17 protein-coding genes, 1 tRNA gene and 3 pseudogenes are annotated in these 18,288 nt (G+C 56.9%); 7 read left to right on the forward strand and 14 right to left on the reverse strand.

The features are described from left to right. Positions 1–130: 130 nt before the first annotated feature. Positions 131–1,556 (forward strand): annotated as a pseudogene (tnpC, locus tag TU84_RS08905) (IS66 family transposase); the annotation flags it as partial. Between the two features lie 31 nt (positions 1,557–1,587). Here the strand turns inward: tnpC (TU84_RS08905) and tnpC (TU84_RS08910) are convergent. From tnpC (TU84_RS08910) to tnpA, 3 genes are read right to left on the reverse strand one after another with little or no spacing between them, the layout of a single operon-like run. Beyond that, positions 1,588–3,135, reverse strand: coding sequence for an IS66 family transposase (gene tnpC / locus TU84_RS08910; protein WP_048368682.1), 1,548 nt, complete (start codon positions 3,133–3,135; stop codon positions 1,588–1,590). Between the two features lie 49 nt (positions 3,136–3,184). Then, positions 3,185–3,520 (reverse strand): IS66 family insertion sequence element accessory protein TnpB, encoded by a 336-nt coding sequence (gene tnpB / locus TU84_RS08915; protein WP_048368683.1) that lies wholly within the window; start codon positions 3,518–3,520, stop codon positions 3,185–3,187. Continuing rightward, a complete protein-coding gene (gene tnpA / locus TU84_RS08920) occupies positions 3,517–3,834 on the reverse strand; it encodes an IS66-like element accessory protein TnpA (protein ID WP_048368684.1) in 318 nt (105 codons plus the stop codon). Before tnpA ends, tnpB begins: the two co-directional genes overlap by 4 nt. 82 nt (positions 3,835–3,916) lie before the next feature. On the opposite strand from tnpA, the pseudogene TU84_RS26580 reads away from it, so the two are divergent. Together TU84_RS26580 and TU84_RS08925 are read left to right on the forward strand one after the other, a co-directional pair. After that, a pseudogene (locus tag TU84_RS26580) lies at positions 3,917–4,039 on the forward strand (transposase domain-containing protein); the annotation flags it as partial. A 73-nt stretch (positions 4,040–4,112) separates the two neighbouring features. Continuing rightward, positions 4,113–4,490 (forward strand): annotated as a pseudogene (locus TU84_RS08925) (tyrosine-type recombinase/integrase); the annotation flags it as partial. A 33-nt stretch (positions 4,491–4,523) separates the two neighbouring features. On the opposite strand, the gene TU84_RS25225 reads toward TU84_RS08925, so the two are convergent. The 6 genes from TU84_RS25225 to dapA all read right to left on the reverse strand — a co-directional run bounded on the left by TU84_RS25225 (position 4,524) and on the right by dapA (position 9,754). Beyond that, on the reverse strand, positions 4,524–5,786 hold the full coding sequence (locus TU84_RS25225) for a tetratricopeptide repeat protein (RefSeq protein ID WP_053225206.1): 1,263 nt from the start codon (positions 5,784–5,786) through the stop codon (positions 4,524–4,526). Positions 5,787–6,055: 269 nt separating this feature from the next. Continuing rightward, positions 6,056–6,145, reverse strand: a tRNA-Ser gene (locus TU84_RS08935). 92 nt (positions 6,146–6,237) lie between these two features. Then, complete coding sequence (gene purC, locus TU84_RS08940; RefSeq protein ID WP_048368685.1) at positions 6,238–6,951, reverse strand: phosphoribosylaminoimidazolesuccinocarboxamide synthase; 714 nt, start codon at positions 6,949–6,951, stop codon at positions 6,238–6,240. A gap of 28 nt (positions 6,952–6,979) precedes the next feature. Further along, entirely contained in the window at positions 6,980–7,738 is a 759-nt protein-coding gene (locus tag TU84_RS08945; RefSeq protein WP_048368686.1) for an MBL fold metallo-hydrolase, read from the reverse strand. Between the two features lie 4 nt (positions 7,739–7,742). Next, positions 7,743–8,858, reverse strand: a complete 1,116-nt coding sequence (gene bamC / locus TU84_RS08950; protein ID WP_048368687.1) for an outer membrane protein assembly factor BamC — start codon at positions 8,856–8,858, stop codon at positions 7,743–7,745. A 17-nt stretch (positions 8,859–8,875) separates the two neighbouring features. Then, on the reverse strand, positions 8,876–9,754 hold the full coding sequence (gene dapA, locus TU84_RS08955) for a 4-hydroxy-tetrahydrodipicolinate synthase (RefSeq protein WP_048368688.1): 879 nt from the start codon (positions 9,752–9,754) through the stop codon (positions 8,876–8,878). Positions 9,755–10,082: 328 nt separating this feature from the next. Between dapA and TU84_RS08960 the strand changes: the two genes are divergently transcribed. Together TU84_RS08960 and TU84_RS08965 are read left to right on the forward strand one after the other, a co-directional pair. Continuing rightward, positions 10,083–10,643, forward strand: coding sequence for a glycine cleavage system transcriptional repressor (locus TU84_RS08960; RefSeq protein ID WP_048368689.1), 561 nt, complete (start codon positions 10,083–10,085; stop codon positions 10,641–10,643). Between the two features lie 14 nt (positions 10,644–10,657). Next, a complete protein-coding gene (locus TU84_RS08965) occupies positions 10,658–11,131 on the forward strand; it encodes a peroxiredoxin (protein ID WP_048368690.1) in 474 nt (157 codons plus the stop codon). 145 nt (positions 11,132–11,276) lie between these two features. Here TU84_RS08965 and queF read toward each other — a convergent pair whose 3' ends face one another. Further along, positions 11,277–12,107 (reverse strand): NADPH-dependent 7-cyano-7-deazaguanine reductase QueF, encoded by an 831-nt coding sequence (queF, locus tag TU84_RS08970; protein ID WP_048368691.1) that lies wholly within the window; start codon positions 12,105–12,107, stop codon positions 11,277–11,279. A 69-nt stretch (positions 12,108–12,176) separates the two neighbouring features. After that, on the reverse strand, positions 12,177–12,713 hold the full coding sequence (gene copI / locus TU84_RS08975; protein ID WP_048368692.1) for a copper-resistant cuproprotein CopI: 537 nt from the start codon (positions 12,711–12,713) through the stop codon (positions 12,177–12,179). A gap of 153 nt (positions 12,714–12,866) precedes the next feature. Here copI and TU84_RS08980 point away from each other — a divergent pair, with 153 nt between their 5' ends. Next, entirely contained in the window at positions 12,867–13,547 is a 681-nt protein-coding gene (locus TU84_RS08980; RefSeq protein WP_048368693.1) for a heavy metal response regulator transcription factor, read from the forward strand. Next, a complete protein-coding gene (locus TU84_RS08985; protein ID WP_048368694.1) occupies positions 13,547–14,902 on the forward strand; it encodes a heavy metal sensor histidine kinase in 1,356 nt (451 codons plus the stop codon). The genes TU84_RS08980 and TU84_RS08985 overlap by 1 nt, the downstream gene beginning before the upstream one ends. Before the next feature lie 75 nt (positions 14,903–14,977). Here the strand turns inward: TU84_RS08985 and TU84_RS08990 are convergent, their stop codons facing one another. From TU84_RS08990 to TU84_RS09000, 3 genes are all read right to left on the reverse strand, one after another. Continuing rightward, on the reverse strand, positions 14,978–16,222 hold the full coding sequence (locus tag TU84_RS08990; RefSeq protein ID WP_048368695.1) for a lipoprotein-releasing ABC transporter permease subunit: 1,245 nt from the start codon (positions 16,220–16,222) through the stop codon (positions 14,978–14,980). Between the two features lie 61 nt (positions 16,223–16,283). Then, entirely contained in the window at positions 16,284–16,967 is a 684-nt protein-coding gene (lolD, locus tag TU84_RS08995) for a lipoprotein-releasing ABC transporter ATP-binding protein LolD (RefSeq protein WP_162207681.1), read from the reverse strand. Positions 16,968–16,974: 7 nt separating this feature from the next. Further along, complete coding sequence (locus TU84_RS09000; protein ID WP_048368697.1) at positions 16,975–18,222, reverse strand: lipoprotein-releasing ABC transporter permease subunit; 1,248 nt, start codon at positions 18,220–18,222, stop codon at positions 16,975–16,977. Positions 18,223–18,288: the final 66 nt, after the last annotated feature.

The raw sequence follows: 18,288 nt of genomic DNA on the forward strand, positions 1-18,288 counted from the left end.
CATAAACCCCACATTCGTGCTGACGGTTCAAGAACTCAACTGGTTATTGGACGGTTTTGATTTGTGGCGCAACCGTCCGCATCAAGTTTTAACGCCTCGATTCGTCGCCTGATTCGGTATAATCCAGGGCATGATTTCCATGCCCAAAGACCTTCCTGACGACCCTGTTTTGCTCAAGCAACTGCTTGAGCAAATGCTCAGTGAGCGCGAGTCGGATAATGGCAAGATCGTTCATCTTGAAGAGGATAACGCGCTGTTGGTTGCGTCAGCGTCTTTTCGGGCGAAAGTCAGAGCAGACCGCCGATCCCACGACTCCGCAAATGGCCTTGTTCAACGAAGCTGAAAGCGTGGCCGAATCTGTCGACGAAACGGTTGAAGATGAGGTCGTCGCTCCGACCAAGCGACGGGGCAAACGCAAGCCTCTGCCCGCCGATCTTCCGCGCATCGAAGTCATTCACGAACTGCCCGATCACGAACTGACCTGCGCCTGCGGTTGCCGTAAACACAGCATTGGCGAGGAAATCAGTGAGCAGCTCGAGATCGTGCCGATGCAAATCCGCGTGATCAGACATGTGCGCAAGGTCTACGCCTGCCGTGGATGTGAAACCGCGGTGGTCACGGCCGACAAGCCAGCGCAGCTGATCGAAAAGAGCATGGCCAGCCCCAGCGTTTTGGCGATGTTGCTGACGACCAAATACGTCGATGGCCTGCCACTGCATCGCTTCGAAAAAGTACTCGGTCGCCACGGCGTCAATATTCCACGGCAAACCTTGGCGCGCTGGGTTATCCAGTGCGGCGAACACCTGCAACCCTTGCTCAACTTGATGCGGGATCGACTGCTGGAAAGTCGCGTCATCCACTGCGACGAAACGCGTGTGCAAGTGCTGAAAGAACCTGATCGAGAACCGAGCAGCCAATCCTGGATGTGGGTGCAAACCGGCGGGCCGCCGAATCAGCCTGTGATCCTTTTTGACTACTCGACCAGCCGGGCGCAGGAAGTTCCGTCGCGCCTGCTCGAAGGTTATCGCGGCTACCTGATGACCGATGATTACGCTGGTTATAACGCCTTGGGCGCGCAATCCGGTGTCGAACGTTTAGGCTGTTGGGCTCATGCGCGACGCAAGTTTGTCGAGGCGCAAAAGGTGCAGCCGAAAGGCAAAACCGGGCGTGCCGATGTCGCCCTGAATCTGATTAACAAGCTGTACGGTATCGAGCGAGATTTAAAAGAAGTCGGCGATGAACATCGTCACGAATGCCGACAGCAAAACAGCCTGCCGGTGTTGGCGCAGTTGCAAACATGGCTGGAGAAAACCCAGCCACAAGTGACGGCGCAAAATGCACTGGGCAAAGCCATCAGCTACTTGGCTAGCAACTGGATCAAGCTGATGCGCTACACCGAAGCCGGTTACTTGCCGATCGACAACAATGCGGCAGAGCGTGCGATCAGGCCCTTCGTTATCGGACGTAAGAACTGGCTGTTCAGCGACACACCCAAAGGCGCGATGGCCAGCGCTCAGCTTTACAGTTTGGTCGAGACGGCTAAAGCCAACGGCCAAGGTGAGCGGTCAGGCATCCCGTCTTGCGTAACTAAGCCGGTTGCCATCGATGCGGCAACAACTCCCCAATCTCACTCGCCCGCTGCGTCGGCAGGCGAGTAAGAACGTCTTTTAGATAAGCATACGTATCGTGGCCGTTGAGTTTGGCTGACTGGATCAAACTCATTAGCGCGGCAGCGCGTTGGCCACTGCGTAGTGAACCGGCGAACAGCCAGTTTTTTCTTCCAAGAGCCCAAGGTCGAATTTGCTGTTCGATATGGTTGTTGTCTATCGGCACCGTGCCGTCGTTCAGATAACGGCTCAACGCAGCCCATCGTTTTAGGCTGTAATTCAGCGCCTTGGTAATCCCCAAACCTTCATGCACAAGCTCGCGCTGGGCGATCATCCAGGCATGAAACGCGTCCATCAGGGGCGCTGCTTTTTCCTGACGTATTCGTCGCCGGACATCCGGTTCCAAATCGCGAACTTCGCGTTCAACTTCATATAAAGCCGCGATGTACCGCAACGCCTGCTCAGCCAGCACGCTTTTATTGGTGACGTGCAGGTCGTAAAACTTGCGGCGAGCGTGGGTCATGCAGCCGATTTCGGTGACGCCAAGTGCAAAACTGGCTTTGTAACCGCTGTAGTCGTCACAGACCAACTTGCCTTTCCAGTCGCCAAGAAAGTTACGGGCATATTCGCCCGAGCGACCGGGGCTGAAGTCGTACACCACTGCACTGATCCCTGCGAACGCCGTCGTGGCATAGCCCCAAACATAAGCTCGATGAGTTTTCTTCTCGCCCGGCGCGAGCATCTGCACCGGCGTTTCATCGACATGCACCACGTTGTGCTCAAGCACGACCTCGCGCAGGGCATCGACCAGTGGCTGCAATTGCACGCCGCAAACGCCGACCCAACTGGCCAGCGTTGAACGAGGAATCGCGAGACCGGCCCGTCCGAAGATTTGCTCCTGGCGGAACAACGGCAAATGATCGGCGTATTTCGCGATCATCACTTGGGCCAACAGCCCGGCCGTCGGGATGCATTTGTCGATGACCTGCGCCGGCACCGGCTCTTGAATCAAGGTTTCGCAGTTGTCACAGACCCATTTGCCACGAATATGCCGTTCAACGCTGAACACGCCTGGCGTGTAGTCGAGCTTTTCGCTGACGTCTTCGCCGATGCGCTTGAGGGCGCAGCCGCATTGGCACTGGGTGTTTTCAGGTTCGTGATGAATCAGCGTGCGCGGAAACTCGGCAGGCAACGCAGTGCGCTTGGGTTGCTGGCGGGCTACTAATTGCGCAGGTTTTGGTGCCAGGATTTCAAGCTCTGCTTCGATGGCGGCCAGGTCGGTCTCAATCAGGTCGTCGAGCAAGCTGGCCTGATCCGGATTAAACGACTCGGAGCGTTTGGCGAAGCGGTGGCGTTTGAGCTGGGCTATTTCGTGAATGAGTTGCTGGTTACGGGTCTTCTGATGAAGAACCTCTTTGTCGAGGCTCGCCAGCTGCGTATCTAGATGCTCAACGCGTGTGAGCAACTGCGCAGCGAGGCTGCGCAGTTGTTCAGTGTCGAGCTGATCGAGACGAGGAGTAGGAATCATGGCGATGACTCTGCCCGATCTGCTGATCGATGTATGTCATCCATTTCTCTTAATGGTTACGGATGGCTCCGTCAGACCCAAGCCATTGCCAGGGAAGGCCGACCACCAGAGCCTGTAACTGCTCGGGACTTAACTCCATTTGATCGCCATGCCGATTACTCGGCCAGGAGAATTTTCCTTGGTGTAGACGGCGTGCCGCCAGCCAAACGCCCAGGCCGTCATGCACTAACACCTTCATGCGATTGCCTCGGCGATTGGCAAAGAGATAAGCACAGTGCGGCTGCGCCGCACCGAAGACAGACACGACTCGTGCGAGGGCTTTCTCCGTGCCGGAGCGCATATCCATCGGCTCGGTGGCCAGCCAGATTGCGTCGATGCGGATCACGAAGCAAGTCCACGGACAAAACGGACACATCCTTCGGGATCGGAAGACGGCCATTTCACCGTGATGATTTGCTCACCAAATGGCAGCTCGATGATTACCGATGACTCGGCCTGTCTTTTCGGGGCGACCTTTACCGGAACAAACGCCGGCAGGGTTGTGGGTGGTTGATCTCGAAAAAGTGGCAGCCACTTACGGATCACGTTGGCATTGATGCCGTGACTGATGGCCACGCTGGAAATGGAGGCGCCGGGTTGCAGGCATTCCTGGACAACCTGGGCTTTAAACGACTTGGGGTAAGAGCTTCGTTGGCGCATTTAAGGGCTATCGCGTCCGCTTAAAAATAGACGGACACCATCGCCCTTAATTTGGGAGGTCGGTAGGTGTGTTCACCGCTCCCTTACCGGCCAAGAGCCCTATGCGTGGCTGCGCCACGCACTTGAGCGCCTGCCACATGCCTCGAGCGTAGAAGACTTCGAGGCCTTGCTGCCGTGGAACTGCACGCTGCAAACTCCACGATAGCCATAGATTCCCACCTTTAAAATGTGGGGTTCATGGAGCGCTTACCAAAGAACGCTCCAGGGTCAGAGTCGTCGAGTTGATAGACCCTGCGCTCGAACTGATGCGGGAGATTTTTGCCGCGGCCAAGGAAGCGATAGCCGAAGAGATTACGGTTATCCAGCGCGACAACATCACGTCAAAGAAGATGAAAGTCCGGCTCCTATTCCGCAGCTCCAACAGTGGCTTGCTCTGGAGTGGTAAGACGTTAAGCAACTGGTTTACCGCCCATCTGAAAAAAGCAGAGGTTCGACACCGAGGCGCCAACCAATGTCGCCACACCTTTGCCAGCCAGATGCTGTCGAGCTATGTCCCTGTGGAATGGGTGGCCAGGCAACTCGGTCACGCGGACACAACGAAGGTGCGAAAGCATTACGGGAGGTGGATACCGAAGGATACCAAGAGCGATGATTAATTTTCGCAGCATAATTCAAAAAAAATAAAGAAACTATAAATCATCGAATCCGTACATCATTACCGCTTCCTTCGCATTGAAATGGTCTTGAAGGGCTGCTTTTTTAATCCAGTACTCAGCTTCTACTGGATTTTCAGGCACGCCCTCACCATCCATATACAAGCATCCCAACATATACTGAGCCTCTGCACTTCCCTCCTTTGCTAAGCGAAGATATGTTGAGAACACCAAATCTAGCCAAAAATCCGCTTTCAGCTTATCTTGCTCGACCCCTGCCCCCTTGTTATACATCCTAGCCAACCTTAGCTGAGTCTCTACATCCCCAAGTTCAGCAGCTCTTAGACGCCATGCTGCGGCCTTGGACAAATCCTTAGGCACTACATGCCCGACCTCATACAAATGGCCGAGACTAATCATTGCATCAACACTGCCTAATTCAGCGGCCTTACAGTACCAAATTAGAGACTCAGCATCTCGTTTGCGAGAGAATAAATTACCCAATCGGCAATGTGCCCCTACATGCCCTTTCTCAGCGGCATTTAGTAGCCACTTCAAAGCATTCTTAAGATCTGACTTATCTAAATAAATAGAGCCCAATCTAAATTGTGCTTCCACGTGCCCAAGCTCAGCAGCCTTGCGATATAGAAGGATCGCATTAAAATTAGAATCATGACGGAGATCGTCAGCATCATAAATATTTTCTGCAGATGTGAAATGAGCAGCAGCGTCGACCGGTTCGTCTCGAAAGATAAAACTAGTTCTAATAGCCTGCGCTGGTGCAGCGCCTATTTCCATAGCATCAACGTACTGTGAAATCATCGGCAAATTAACAGATTTAAAACATCCCAAGCCAGGGTTGTTTGTCATCAAAGCCTCGATAGCCCGATAAGACACTCCATGAACATTTTCTTTTACATTATATTTTAACTCTTCACCTGCTGCCGTCACCGGACTGCTATATACCTCACCGCCTTTTGTACCCCACTTCGCTAGCCCTTCAAAAAACAAACGGGCTTCCGAGGGATTACCAGCTATATAGTTTTTAATATGCCGACCGCATCGCTCAGCTTCCACATGAGTTATCGTGTGCCCTTGCAAATATGGGACATCTAAAGTCTTAAAAAAAACGGCGTACTCTTGTCGAAAAACAGCTTCAATACTCGCGAGATCCTTTTCCGGAATATTTGCCTTAGTAGTTTTTCTTCCGAATAAGAAATAGCACACCACCCAACAGAGTAGAGACAAGCCAAAAGTAGGCCACGCAAGCACTAGGGCAACAATAAATAATATCGGCACCGCCACCTCCCGTCATTCGACTTAATACTGCAAATTTGGCCATCGAACGATACGCATAAGCCCGCACCAAACTTCTCGACCCTGGAAGCACAATCATATCAAGTCGCCATCGAGGAAGGTGCGCTTGCGCAATTGAACACGAGCACAAAGCCGCCTGAAGCGGCCCTAGAAAGACATTTCCTGCCCTAAAAATGCCCTAAACAAAATCCCAGAAACGAAAAAGCCCCTGAAATGTTCAACCATTTCAGGGGCTTAGTCGTATTCAATAATGGCGGAGAGATAGGGATTCGAACCCTAGGTACTGTCGCCAGTACAACGGATTTCGAATCCGTCCCATTCGGCCACTCTGGCATCTCTCCAACGGCGCGCATCATAACAACGCTTTTGATTTCAGGCAAAGCCTTTTTTCAAAAAAATCGCGTGCTATCAGTTGCTTGCGCGCTTTTACAGCTTAAAGCGGGACGCCGAGACGGTTTGCAACTTCTTCGTAGGCTTCGATAACGTCGCCCAGGCCCTGACGGAAACGGTCTTTGTCCATTTTCTTGCCAGTGGCTTTGTCCCACAGACGGCAACCGTCCGGGCTGAATTCGTCGCCCAGGACGATGGTGCCGTCGTGGAATACGCCGAATTCAAGTTTGAAGTCGACCAGCAGCAAGCCAGCGTCGTCGAACAGTTTGTTCAGCACGTCGTTAACTTTGAGCGACAGTTCTTTCATGCGAACCAGTTGCTCGGCTGTGCCCCAACCGAATGCCACTACGTGGGATTCGTTGATGAACGGGTCGCCCTTGGCGTCGTCCTTGAGGAACAGTTCGAAGGTGTAAGGGTTGAGCTTCATGCCCTCTTCAACACCCAGACGCTTGACCAGGCTGCCTGCGGCGTAGTTACGCACAACGCATTCAACCGGGATCATGTCGAGCTTTTTAACCAGGCATTCGTTGTCGCCCAGCAGTTTGTCGAATTGCGTCGGCACGCCGGCGGCTTCGAGTTTCTGCATGATGAAGGCGTTGAACTTGTTGTTCACCATGCCTTTACGATCGAGCTGCTCGATACGCTTGCCATCAAATGCTGAGGTGTCGTTGCGAAACAACAGGATCAAGCGGTTTTCGTCGTCAGTCTTGTAAACCGATTTCGCTTTACCGCGATAGAGTTCTTCACGTTTTTCCATGATGGGCTCCGCATGCTAAGTAGGTGGGCTAGGCGATTGTGCGCCAGTCGAGCCCTGAATCTTGATCCGCCAGTTGCAGCCAGTCCGGGTCGCACCCAAGGGTGTCGACGAAACATTGTCGGGCCAGCTGCGGCAGGTTGTTCTTGCTGCTGAGGTGGGCCAGCACCAGGTGTTGCAGGTCTTTCCAGCCCAACTCGGCCACCAGGTTTGCGGCCTGATGGTTGTTCAAATGTCCTTCCTGACCACCCACTCGCTGCTTGAGAAAGTAGGGGTAGTGACCACGGGCCAGCAGATCGCGGCAATGGTTAGCCTCGATCATCAGTGCATCCAGATCGCGGTAGCTGTGCAGCACGCCCGCGCAATAGGAACCCAGGTCGGTCAACAAGCCAAAACGCCGCTGACCATCACTGAAAACATATTGGGTGGGCTCCTGAGCATCATGTGCCACACGGGTCACACTGATGGTCAGAGCGCCGATCTGCAGCGTCTCACCGTCTGCCACGAAACCGGCCGGCTCCAGTGGTTTGCGCATCCCGCGCTGAGTGCCACGGCTCATATACACCGGCAAATTGTAGCGCCGAGACAGCAAACCCACGCCATGCACGTGATCGGCATGTTCGTGGGTTACCAAAATCGCGCTGAGTTGGTGTGGGCTGACGCCTAACCGAACCAGGCGGCGCTCGGTTTCTCGCAACGAGAAACCGCAATCGACCAATACATAGGTGCTGTCGCTGGCTATCAGCGTGCCATTCCCTTGGCTACCACTGCCGAGAACGGCAAAACGCATAAAATTAGCCCAGGTTGTCTTGAATCTCGCTCAACACTTTGCGCGCCACTTCTGGCGATGCGCTCTTGTTGATGTTCTCTTCAACCGTCACTTGTACGCTGTCACCGACCTTGCTCAGGCGAACCTGATAACGCTGGGCACGGGCTTCAACTTCTTCCTTGCTCGGCTTGCCACCAAAGAGACCGGAGAAGAAACCAGGTTTCTCGTCCTTCTTCTCGGCTTTTTCCGCCAGGTTGATGTAGTACAGGCCCAATGTGCGGTTGATGTCTTCAACGCGCCAATCACCCTGCTCAAGTGCACGACCGACGCTGGACCAGGCACGGTCGAGGTCTTCGGTGAGGCTCAGAACAGGGTTGCCGCTGCCGTCTTCGCTCAGGGTGACACGCGCCGGAGTATCGAAGTCACGGGCTGCCAGCAACGATACCGAACCGCCCTTCTCGGCGCTGCGGCTCATGCTGATCAGCATTTCGTCAACCAGGCCCGCATCCAGACCGGTGTTCACCGAGTTCTGTGTGAAATCAACATTGGCGGTGCTGCCCGCCGGGCGGTTGGCGCTGACCACGTAGATTTCGCTGGTGTTGCGCTGCACGCCTGGCTCGATGCGCACCCGCAGACGGGTTTCGCTGTCGGCAGCCAAGCCGCTGCTGGTCACGTGACGGGCAATCGGTGAGGACAATTCGCCAGCCTGCTGCCAAGCGGTGGTGAACTCGCCGGTTTGTGGGTGCTGCTCGTCGATACGGAAGCCGTTGTCCTGGAAGAATTGCATCGCAACCGACCACACCTCGGACGGCACGTGCTGCGCCAACACCCAACGGCTGTCGCCGGTTTTTTGCAGGCTGTAGTCGCCGGAGCTGGTAATCGCCGCCAAAGGTTGTGGACGTGGCACGACAAACTCGCCCTTGACGTTGTCATCCGGCACGTTGGCCGGAATCGGCAACAACGGCACCAGGCGCTTGTCAGTGACAACGCCCGGCGGCAGTTTCATCGGTGCAGTTTCTTGAGCTTGCAAATAGTCGCTGCCACGGTCCCGGAAGTACCCATCTGGGCCCCACAGCCAACCGCAGCCGCTGGTGCTTGAAATAATCACGGCTAGTGCGGAAAGTCCGGCCAATCGCTTCATGCGTAATGCTTCCTCAATTAAACCAGGACGCCGGACTGGCGCATGGCCTGCCGCAGCGGTTCGTGACAGGCTTCGCTGAGCCAGGTGAGCGGCAGACGGATACCGTCCGGCATCAAGCCCATCTCATGCAGCGCCCACTTCACGGGGATCGGGTTGGATTCGATAAACAGGGTTTTATTGAGCGGCATCAGTTTTTCGTGAATCTTGCGGGCCGTTTCAGCATCGCCACGCATCGCAGCAGCGCACAGGTCGCTCATGTCACGTGGGGCAACGTTGGCGGTCACCGAGATGTTGCCTTTGCCGCCGAGCAGCATCAGCTCTACAGCCGTGGCGTCATCACCGGAGTACACCAGGAAATCGCTGCTTACATGGTCCAGGATGGCGCGCACGCGGGTCAGGTCGCCGGTGGCTTCCTTGATGCCGATGATGTTATTCACTGTCGACAGGCGCACCACGGTTTCTGGCAGCATGTCGCACGCCGTACGGCCCGGAACGTTGTAAAGGATCTGCGGGATATCAACCGCTTCGGCGATGGCCTTGAAGTGCTGATACAAGCCTTCTTGGGTCGGCTTGTTGTAATACGGCGTCACCAGCAGGCAAGCATCTGCGCCCGCGGTCTTCGCGTTGGAGGTCAGTTCGATCGCTTCACGTGTCGAGTTGGCGCCTGTGCCGGCAATCACCGGAATACGCCCCGCCACCTGTTTGACGACGTAACGAATCACTTCGATGTGTTCGTTCACATCCAGAGTTGCTGATTCACCTGTGGTGCCAACGGCAACAATGGCGTTGGTGCCCTCTTGCAGGTGAAAGTCCACCAGTTTGCTCAGAGCGTCCCAATCAAGACGTCCTTGTGCATCCATAGGTGTGACCAGTGCCACCATACTGCCCGCAATCATGCAACCGCTCCTGCCGGAAAAAGAGAGCCGTAATGGTACTGGCGCCATGACCCTTGCACAAGCAACAGCGCGCCTCATGAGCATTCCCCTTAGCGTTGCTTTTCGCTACCCTTCATCCTTTGATTGGTACTGATGTGTGCGAACGTCTGTTTTACGGGCCTTTATGTCAGCATTTCACACCCTGCCCCCACGCCACAGAACGCAGTTTGCCGCGTGTGCAAATTGCCTGAAACGGCCTGCTGGCGGGCTTGTGCTGTTTATAAAGGGCCTGATTTTCGACTCGCACGTCATCGACCGTACTGACCGCTCATCGTTTTAGGAAGGCTGCATGTCCACCCCCACAGTCCGCGAACAATTCCTTGTCATCAGTGCACTCGGCGCCAATCCCATGGAGCTGACTAACGTCCTGTGCCGGGCCAGCCATGAAAATCGCTGCGCGGTGGTGACCTCTCGTCTGACTCGCCACGGCGAATGCAGCGCGCTGGTACTGGAAATTTCTGGCAGCTGGGACGCCCTGGCCCGCCTTGAGGCCGGCCTGCCCTCCCTGGCCAAACGCCACGCGTTCAACGTCAATGTTGTGCGCAGCGCGGCACTTGAGACTCGCCCGCAAGCACTGCCGTACGTGGCTTATGTCAGTTCGGCCTACCGCTCGGACATCATCAACGAGCTGTGCCAGTTCTTCATGGACCACAACGTAGAACTCGAAAACCTGACCTGCGACACCTATCAGGCCCCGCAAACCGGCGGCACCATGCTCAACGCCACGTTCACCGTGACCTTGCCGCCCGGTGTGCAAATCAGTTGGCTGCGCGACCAGTTCCTGGATTTCGCCGATGCCCTGAACCTCGACGCGCTGATCGAACCGTGGCGCCCACAGAACCCGATGTAAGGAAGGAACCCCTCATGGCCGTTGCACTTGACCAACCCGTAAGCGACTTCCAGATCCCGGCGACCGGCGAGAAAACCGTTAGCCTGTCGGCTCTCAAAGGCAAACAGGTGGTGATTTACTTCTACCCCAAAGACAGCACGCCGGGCTGCACCACTGAAGGCCAGGGCTTTCGTGACCACTACGCCGAGTTCCAGGCAGCCAATACCGAAGTGTTTGGCGTATCACGGGACAGCCTCAAGTCTCACGAGAACTTCAAGGCCAAGCAGGCGTTTCCGTTTGAATTGCTGAGCGACAAGGACGAAGCCCTGTGCCAGCTGTTTGACGTGATCAAGCTGAAAAAGCTCTACGGCAAGGAATACCTGGGCGTGGACCGCAGCACCTTCCTGATCGACAAGGACGGCGTCCTGCGTCACGAATGGCGCGGCGTTAAGGTGCCAGGGCATGTTGAAGCGGTGCTGGGTCAGGCCAAGCAACTGAACCAGGCCTGACCTGGTCCGCATGACTTGGGATCTACACCCTGTGGGAGCGGGCTTGCTCGCGATGCCGACAACTCGGTCTATCTAATACACCTTGTCGGCCCAATCGCGAGCAAGCCCGCTCCCACATGCTCGCTCCTACACGATCAAATGGTTTTTACTGACGAACCAACCGCAGGTTGTTGAATTCAACCTTTTCGGTACTTCGGTACGGGTTGATGTCCAGCCCGCCACGGCGCACGTAGCGTGCATACACGGTCAGTTTTTCGGGTTTGAGCAAACGCTGCAAATCGAGAAAAATCCGCTCGACACACTGCTCATGGAAGTCTGAGTGCTGGCGAAAGCTCACCAGATACGCCAGCAAACTGGCGTGATCCAGCGCTGCACCACGGTACTCCACCACCACGGTGCCCCAGTCTGGCTGGCTGGTGACCGGGCAGTTGGACTTGAGCAAGTGACTGTACATGCTCTCCTCCACAACCTGCGACGGGTCGCACTTGAGCAACTCAGGACGCGGGTGCGCGTAATCGCTGACCGTAATGTTCAGATCATCAATGCATACACCCGGCAAAACGCCTACGCCATCTGCTTGAACGTCATTCAAGCTGCGCACGCGCACGCGCACAGGCTTACCAGAGGCGGCTGACAAATCCGCCTGCAAGGTGGCTTCCAGGGTTGGCGTGTCAGCAAACACGGTCTGGTTCAGCGAGTTCAGGTACAGCTTGAAGGATTTGGACTCAACGATGTTCGGCGAATCGGCAGCAAAGGCGAATTCGCCAATGGCCACCACGGGCTTGCCCGAGGGCAACAGCCACGACAGTTCGAAGCAGTTCCAGAAGTCCACTCCCACATAAGGCAGCGTGTCGGCGCTCAGCCCAAGCTCCGCCCATTTCGCCGCACGCGGGATCGGGAACAGCAAGGACGGGGTGTAGGTACTGATGTATTCACTGGACTTGCCCAGCGGCGAATGTTCGGCTGCGGGATGCATGACAAAAACCTGGCTAGAAAAACCCGGCAATTCTACAGGCTTTCAGCCCCCGCAGACGATCAGACCGATTTAAGGTGCAACTTTCAGCTGCCCCACCATGCCCGCCTGATAATGCCCGGGCACATTGCAGGCAAATTCCAGGTTGTCGGTGTTGCTAAAGGTCCAGGTCAGTTCGGCCGTTTTACCCGGCTCTACCAGCACGCTGTTAGGGTCATCATGCTTCATGCCCGGCATGTTCATCCCGCCATGCCCCATCGCCGAGTGGTCCATACCTGCGTGATTGATGCCGGTGGGCGTCAACATGCCGCTCTGCTGCATGTCGAGCATCTCTTTTTGATGCGCCGCGTGCATGGCCGCGTGCCCCAGGTTGAATTCGTGCAGCAATTGGCCTTTGTTGACCAGCACAAAACGCACGGTCTCGCCGGCTTTTACATCCAGCGTCTTGGGGTTAAAGGCGATGTCGGTCATGTCGACTTCCACCGTGCGCGTGGCACTGACGGCAGGCGCCGGATGACCAAAGTCAAAGTGCTCACCCGGCGAGGCCATGACCGGCAAGCTCAGCGCCAGCAAACAACCCGCGAGAGACAAACGCTTGTGTACCGTCATACTTACCTCCAGAAACGTGCAGTCAGTCTTTGCACCACCTTAAAGCGGCGCGACTGGCATTCAACTGACCGCAAGATTACAACTTTGTAAGCTTGACCCTACGAACAAATCCGCCCTGTATAAGGCTGAGGTGAATTTTGTGATGAGTTGCCCATGAAACTGCTGATTGTCGAAGATCAGGCCAAAACCGGCCAATACCTGCGCCAAGGCTTGAGCGAGGCAGGCTTTACCACCGAACTGGCCACTGACGGCATCACCGGCCAGCATTTGGCCCTCACGGGCGATTACTCGCTGTTGATTCTCGATGTAATGCTGCCCGGTCGCGACGGCTGGCAGATCTTGCAAGCGGTGCGCAGCGCCGGGCTGGATATTCCCGTGCTGTTCTTGACCGCCCGCGATGCCGTAGAAGACCGCGTGCATGGCCTGGAGCTGGGGGCCGATGATTATCTGGTCAAACCGTTCGCCTTTTCCGAGCTGCTGGCCCGGGTGCGCAGCCTGTTGCGGCGCGGCAGCAGCACCACTCAAGAAACCAGCCTGCAATTGGCCGACTTGCGCCTGGACCTGATCCGCCGCCGCGTCGAGCGCGCCGGTCAGCGCATCGACCTGACCGCCAAAGAGTTTTCATTGTTGGAATTACTGTTGCGCCGCCAGGGCGAAGTGCTGCCCAAATCGTTGATCGCCTCGCAAGTGTGGGACATGAACTTCGACAGCGACACCAACGTGATCGAAGTGGCGATCCGCCGCCTGCGTCTGAAAATCGACGACAACCATGAACACAAACTGATCCATACCGTGCGCGGCATGGGTTACGTACTTGAAGAGCGCGCCCACTGATGCGGCGTCTGTCACTGAGCACTCGCCTGGCCCTGCTGTTTGCCGGCTGCACGGCGGTTGTCTCGTTGTTTGCCGGAGTGCTGTTTGGCCGCGCCAGCGAGATGCACTTCGTCGAGCTTGATCAACAACTGATGGAAAGCCGCCTCGCGGTCTTGCGCAGCACGCTGCATGGCGTGGACTCCCTCGACACGTTCAAGCAACGCTTGCCGGTACTGCTGCAAGACCTCAGCCATCAGCCCGACCTGGCGGTGCGAGTGCGCGGCCCGGACGGGCGCACATGGTTTGACAGCTCGACGCGCTTGCCGCTAGAACTGCCTACACAGCCGTGGCTGGGCAGCCTGCAGATCAATGGCACCGATTACCGGGTCCTCAACCCTCGCACTGACAGCCCTGATGCGCCGCAACTGACGTTATTGCTCGACATCACCCATCACCAGCACTTTCTGCAACGCATGCAGCACTTGATCTGGATGACGGTCGGGCTTTCGGCGCTGGCCACCGCCCTGCTCGGCGCCTGGGCGGCCCGTAGCGGCTTGCGCCCGCTGCGCCGCATGAGCGCGATTGCTGGCAGCGTGTCAGCAGACTCGCTGAATGCACGCCTGCCCCACGCACAGATGCCGCCCGAACTGGCGGAGCTGGCCATCGCCTTCAACGCCATGCTGGAACGGCTGGATGACTCTTTTCAGCGCCTGTCGGCGTTCTCCGCCGACATTGCCCATGAACTGCGCACGCCGCTGTCCAACGTGCTGACGCACACCCAAGTCACCCTGACCCGGCCGCGAGACATTGAAGCTTACAAAGAAGCGCTGCACAGCAACCTTGAAGAGCTGCAATGGATGGCCCAGTTGGTCAACGACATGCTGTACCTGGCCAAAGCCGACCATGGCTTGCTGACCCCGCGCCGCGAGCCCCTGGAGCTGGCCAATGAGGTGGATTCGCTGCTGGAGTTTTATGCGCTGCTGGCCGAAGAGTCACAGATCGAACTGACCCGCGAAGGCTATGCCCAGATCGCCGGAGACCGCAGCATGTTGAGGCGCGCCCTTTCCAACCTGCTGGATAACGCGTTGCGTTACACACCGACTGGTGGGGCGATCAAGGTGGTGATCAGCGAAGCGGCGACTGCTGTGCGCATCAGCCTGTCCAACACCGGCCCCGGAATCAGTGCCGATTTGTTACCGCGCTTGTTTGACCGTTTTTACCGGGCCGACCCGGCGCGCAGCGAAGGCAGTAGCGAACATGCAGGGTTGGGGCTGGCCATCACCCAATCGATCATTCGCGCCCATGGCGGGCAGATCAGGTGTGAATCGCAGGAAGGCTGGACACAGTTTGTGATTGAGTTGCCACGCAACACCTGACCCACCCTGTAGGAGCGAGCTCGTCTCGCGATCTTTTGATCTTTAAAAGATCGCGAGGCAAGCTCGCTCCTACAATCAGGAATACCGCAACGCGTGTGCAGGCTCGATTTTGGCCGCGCGGTAGGCCGGGTACAACGTCGCCAAAAAGCTCAACAAAAACCCCGCGCCGCAGATCAACGCGACGTCGCCACCTTGCAGCTCTGACGGCAGGTTGCTGACGAAGTACACGTCCGAGCTGAAAATATGCTGTCCGGAAATCCGCTCGATCCAGCCCACCAATTCGCTGACGTTCAAGGCAGCAATCACGCCCAGTACACCGCCGATCAAGGTGCCGACGATGCCGATCACGGTACCCTGCACCATGAAAATCGCCATGATCTGACGTGGTGTCGCGCCGATGGTGCGCAAGATCGCGATGTCCGCGCCCTTGTCGTTCACCACCATGATCAAGGTGGCGATGATGTTGAACGCCGCCACGGCGACAATCATCAGCAGCAACAGGCCGATCATGGTTTTTTCCATTTTCATGGCGCTGAACAGGCTGCCCTGGGTATGGGTCCAGTCATCGGCCTTGTAGTCCGCGCCCAGCCCGGCAGCAATTTGCTGCGACACTTTAGGCGCTGCATACAAGTCTTTAACAGCAAGGCGTACGCTCTGCACCTGATTAGGCTGCCAATGCTGGATGGTCGCAGCATCGGCCATGTTGACCAGGCCCATCGAACCATCCAGCTCAGCGCCGACCTTGAAGATGCCGACCACGTTCAGACGCTGCAAGCGTGGAGTAATCCCGCCAGGCGCGGTACTGGCTTCGGGCACGATCAAGGTGATCTTGTCACCCACGCTCAAGCGAAAACGCCGCGCCGTGATATCCCCCAGTACAACACCGAACTCGCCCGGCTTAAGGTCTTCAAGCTTGCCCTGCACGATGTGCTTGGCGACGATGGACACCTGCCCTTCCAATGCCGGATCCACACCGCTGATCTGGATCGGTTGCATCGAGCCTTTGTACGACAACATGCCGTCCATCTCGGTAAACGGCACAGCCGCCGTGACTTCCGGATTTTTCATCGCCGCGTCGGCCACCGGGCGCCAGTCATCAATCGGCTTGACGCCGACGATGGTTGCGTGCGGCACCATGCCGAGGATGCGGTTACTCATTTCGCGCTGAAAACCGTTCATCACCGACAACACCACGATCATCGCCAGCACGCCCAGGGCGAGGCCGATCATCGAGGTCATGGAGATAAACGAAACAAAACGATTGCGGCGCTTGGCGCGGGTATAGCGCGTGCCGATAAAAATCGATAACGGTCTGAACATTCGCGGGCACCGTATAAAAATAAAAGGCCCGACGCCGTGATTCAGCGTCGGGCTTGGCCGATCAAATCGCGGTCAGGCGACCTTCTTGAAGGTGCAACACGCGATCCATCTGCCGGGCCAGGTTCATGTCGTGGGTCACCACCAGGAACGCGGTGCGCATCGAGGTGCTGAGTTCCAGCATCAAATCCTGAATGCCTTGGGCGGTGTGCGAGTCGAGGTTACCGGTGGGCTCGTCGAGCATCACCAGCCCCGGCTTGTTCACCAGTGCACGGGCAATTGCCACACGCTGACGTTCACCACCGGACAGCTCGGCGGGCTTGTGCTCCAGCCGATGGCCCAGGCCAACACGAGTCAGCAACGCTGTGGCACGCTCGCGCGCCTCCGGGATCGGGGTTTTGCCGATCAACAGCGGCATGCACACGTTCTCAAGTGCGGTGAACTCCGGCAGCAAGTGGTGGAACTGGTACACAAAGCCCAGCGAGCGGTTACGCAGCAGGCCACGGGCCTTTTCGCCCAGTGCCGACAACTCTTCGCCCGCCAGCCACACGCTACCGGTGGTCGGGGTATCGAGGCCGCCGAGCAGGTTCAGCAAAGTACTTTTACCCGAGCCCGAAGTACCGACAATCGCCACGCGCTCACCCGGGTGCAGCTCTAACTGCAAGCCCGATAACACCACCACCGACTCCGGGCCTTCCTCGTAGGCCTTGCCCAGGTCGCGGCAACTCAACACTGCTTGATCTTTCATGCCCAACTCACTCATAACGAAGCGCCTGCGCAGGCTGGGTGCGCGCAGCACGCCAGGCCGGGTACAAGGTCGCGAGGAAACTCAGAACCAACGCCGCACCGCACACCATCAACACATCCTGCGCCTGCAATTGCGACGGCAGGTAGTCGATGAAGTACACGTCAGCATTGAGAAACTTGTGGCCGATCAAGCCTTCGAGGGCCGAGATCGCAGCGCTTACATTCAGCGCGGCAAGGATGCCCACCACCGCGCCGATGGCCGTGCCGACCACGCCAATCACCGTGCCCTGCACCATAAAGATGGCCATGATGGTGCCCGGTGTCGCGCCCAAGGTACGCAGAATGGCGATATCGCCTTTCTTGTCATTGACCACCATCACCAGCGTGGAAATGATGTTGAACGCCGCCACGGCCACGATCAGCAACAGCAGCAGGCCGATCATGGCTTTTTCCATGCGGATGGCCTGGTACAGGTTGCCGTGGGTACGGGTCCAGTCACGGGCGTAATAGCTGTCACCCAAATGCTGGGCGATTTCCCATGCGCCGCGCGGGGCCTCGAACAAATCACCGAACTTGAGGCGCAAGCCCTGCACCTGATCAGGCTTCCAGCGCTGCATGCGCGCCAGATCCTGCAAATTGGTCAGGCCGAGATAGCCGTCGATCTCGCCCGCGCCAACATGGAAAATGCCCTGCACGGTGAAGCGCTTCATACGCGGAAACATGCCGGCCGGGGTCACGGACACTTCCGGGGCCACGAATGTCAGCTTGTCGCCCACACCCACGCCCAGCGCCTTGGCGGCCTTGTCACCAATAATGATGCCGAAGCTGCCGGGCGTCAGGGAGTCGAGCTGCCCCTCCTGCATGAAGTGATCGATGATCGAGACCTTGCGCTCCTGCACCGGATCGATGGCATTAAGCAGGACTTTCTGCACATTGCCATCGTGGGTCAGCAACCCCTGCATCTGGGTAAACGGCGCAACCGCCTCCACTTTCGGGTTCTGCTGAACCTTGGCGGCCAGGCTTTGCCAGTCTGTGATCGGTTGATCACCTACAATGGTCGCGTGGGGCACCATGCCCAGCACGCGGGTGCGCATCTCATGATCGAAGCCGTTCATCACCGAGAGCACGACAATCATCACGACCACGCCAAGGGCGAGCCCGATCATTGAAGTCAGGGAAATGAACGACACAAAATGATTGCGACGCTTTGCACGGGTATAACGCGTGCCAATAAATACGAAGAGAGGTCTGAACATGTCGGGGCTTGTTCTGGGGAAAAGAAGGCGTCCTTGTGGCGGGGCCTGATAAGCAGCTTTACACTC

This window comes from Pseudomonas helleri (assembly GCF_001043025.1).
GTDB classification, from domain to species: domain Bacteria; phylum Pseudomonadota; class Gammaproteobacteria; order Pseudomonadales; family Pseudomonadaceae; genus Aquipseudomonas; species Aquipseudomonas helleri.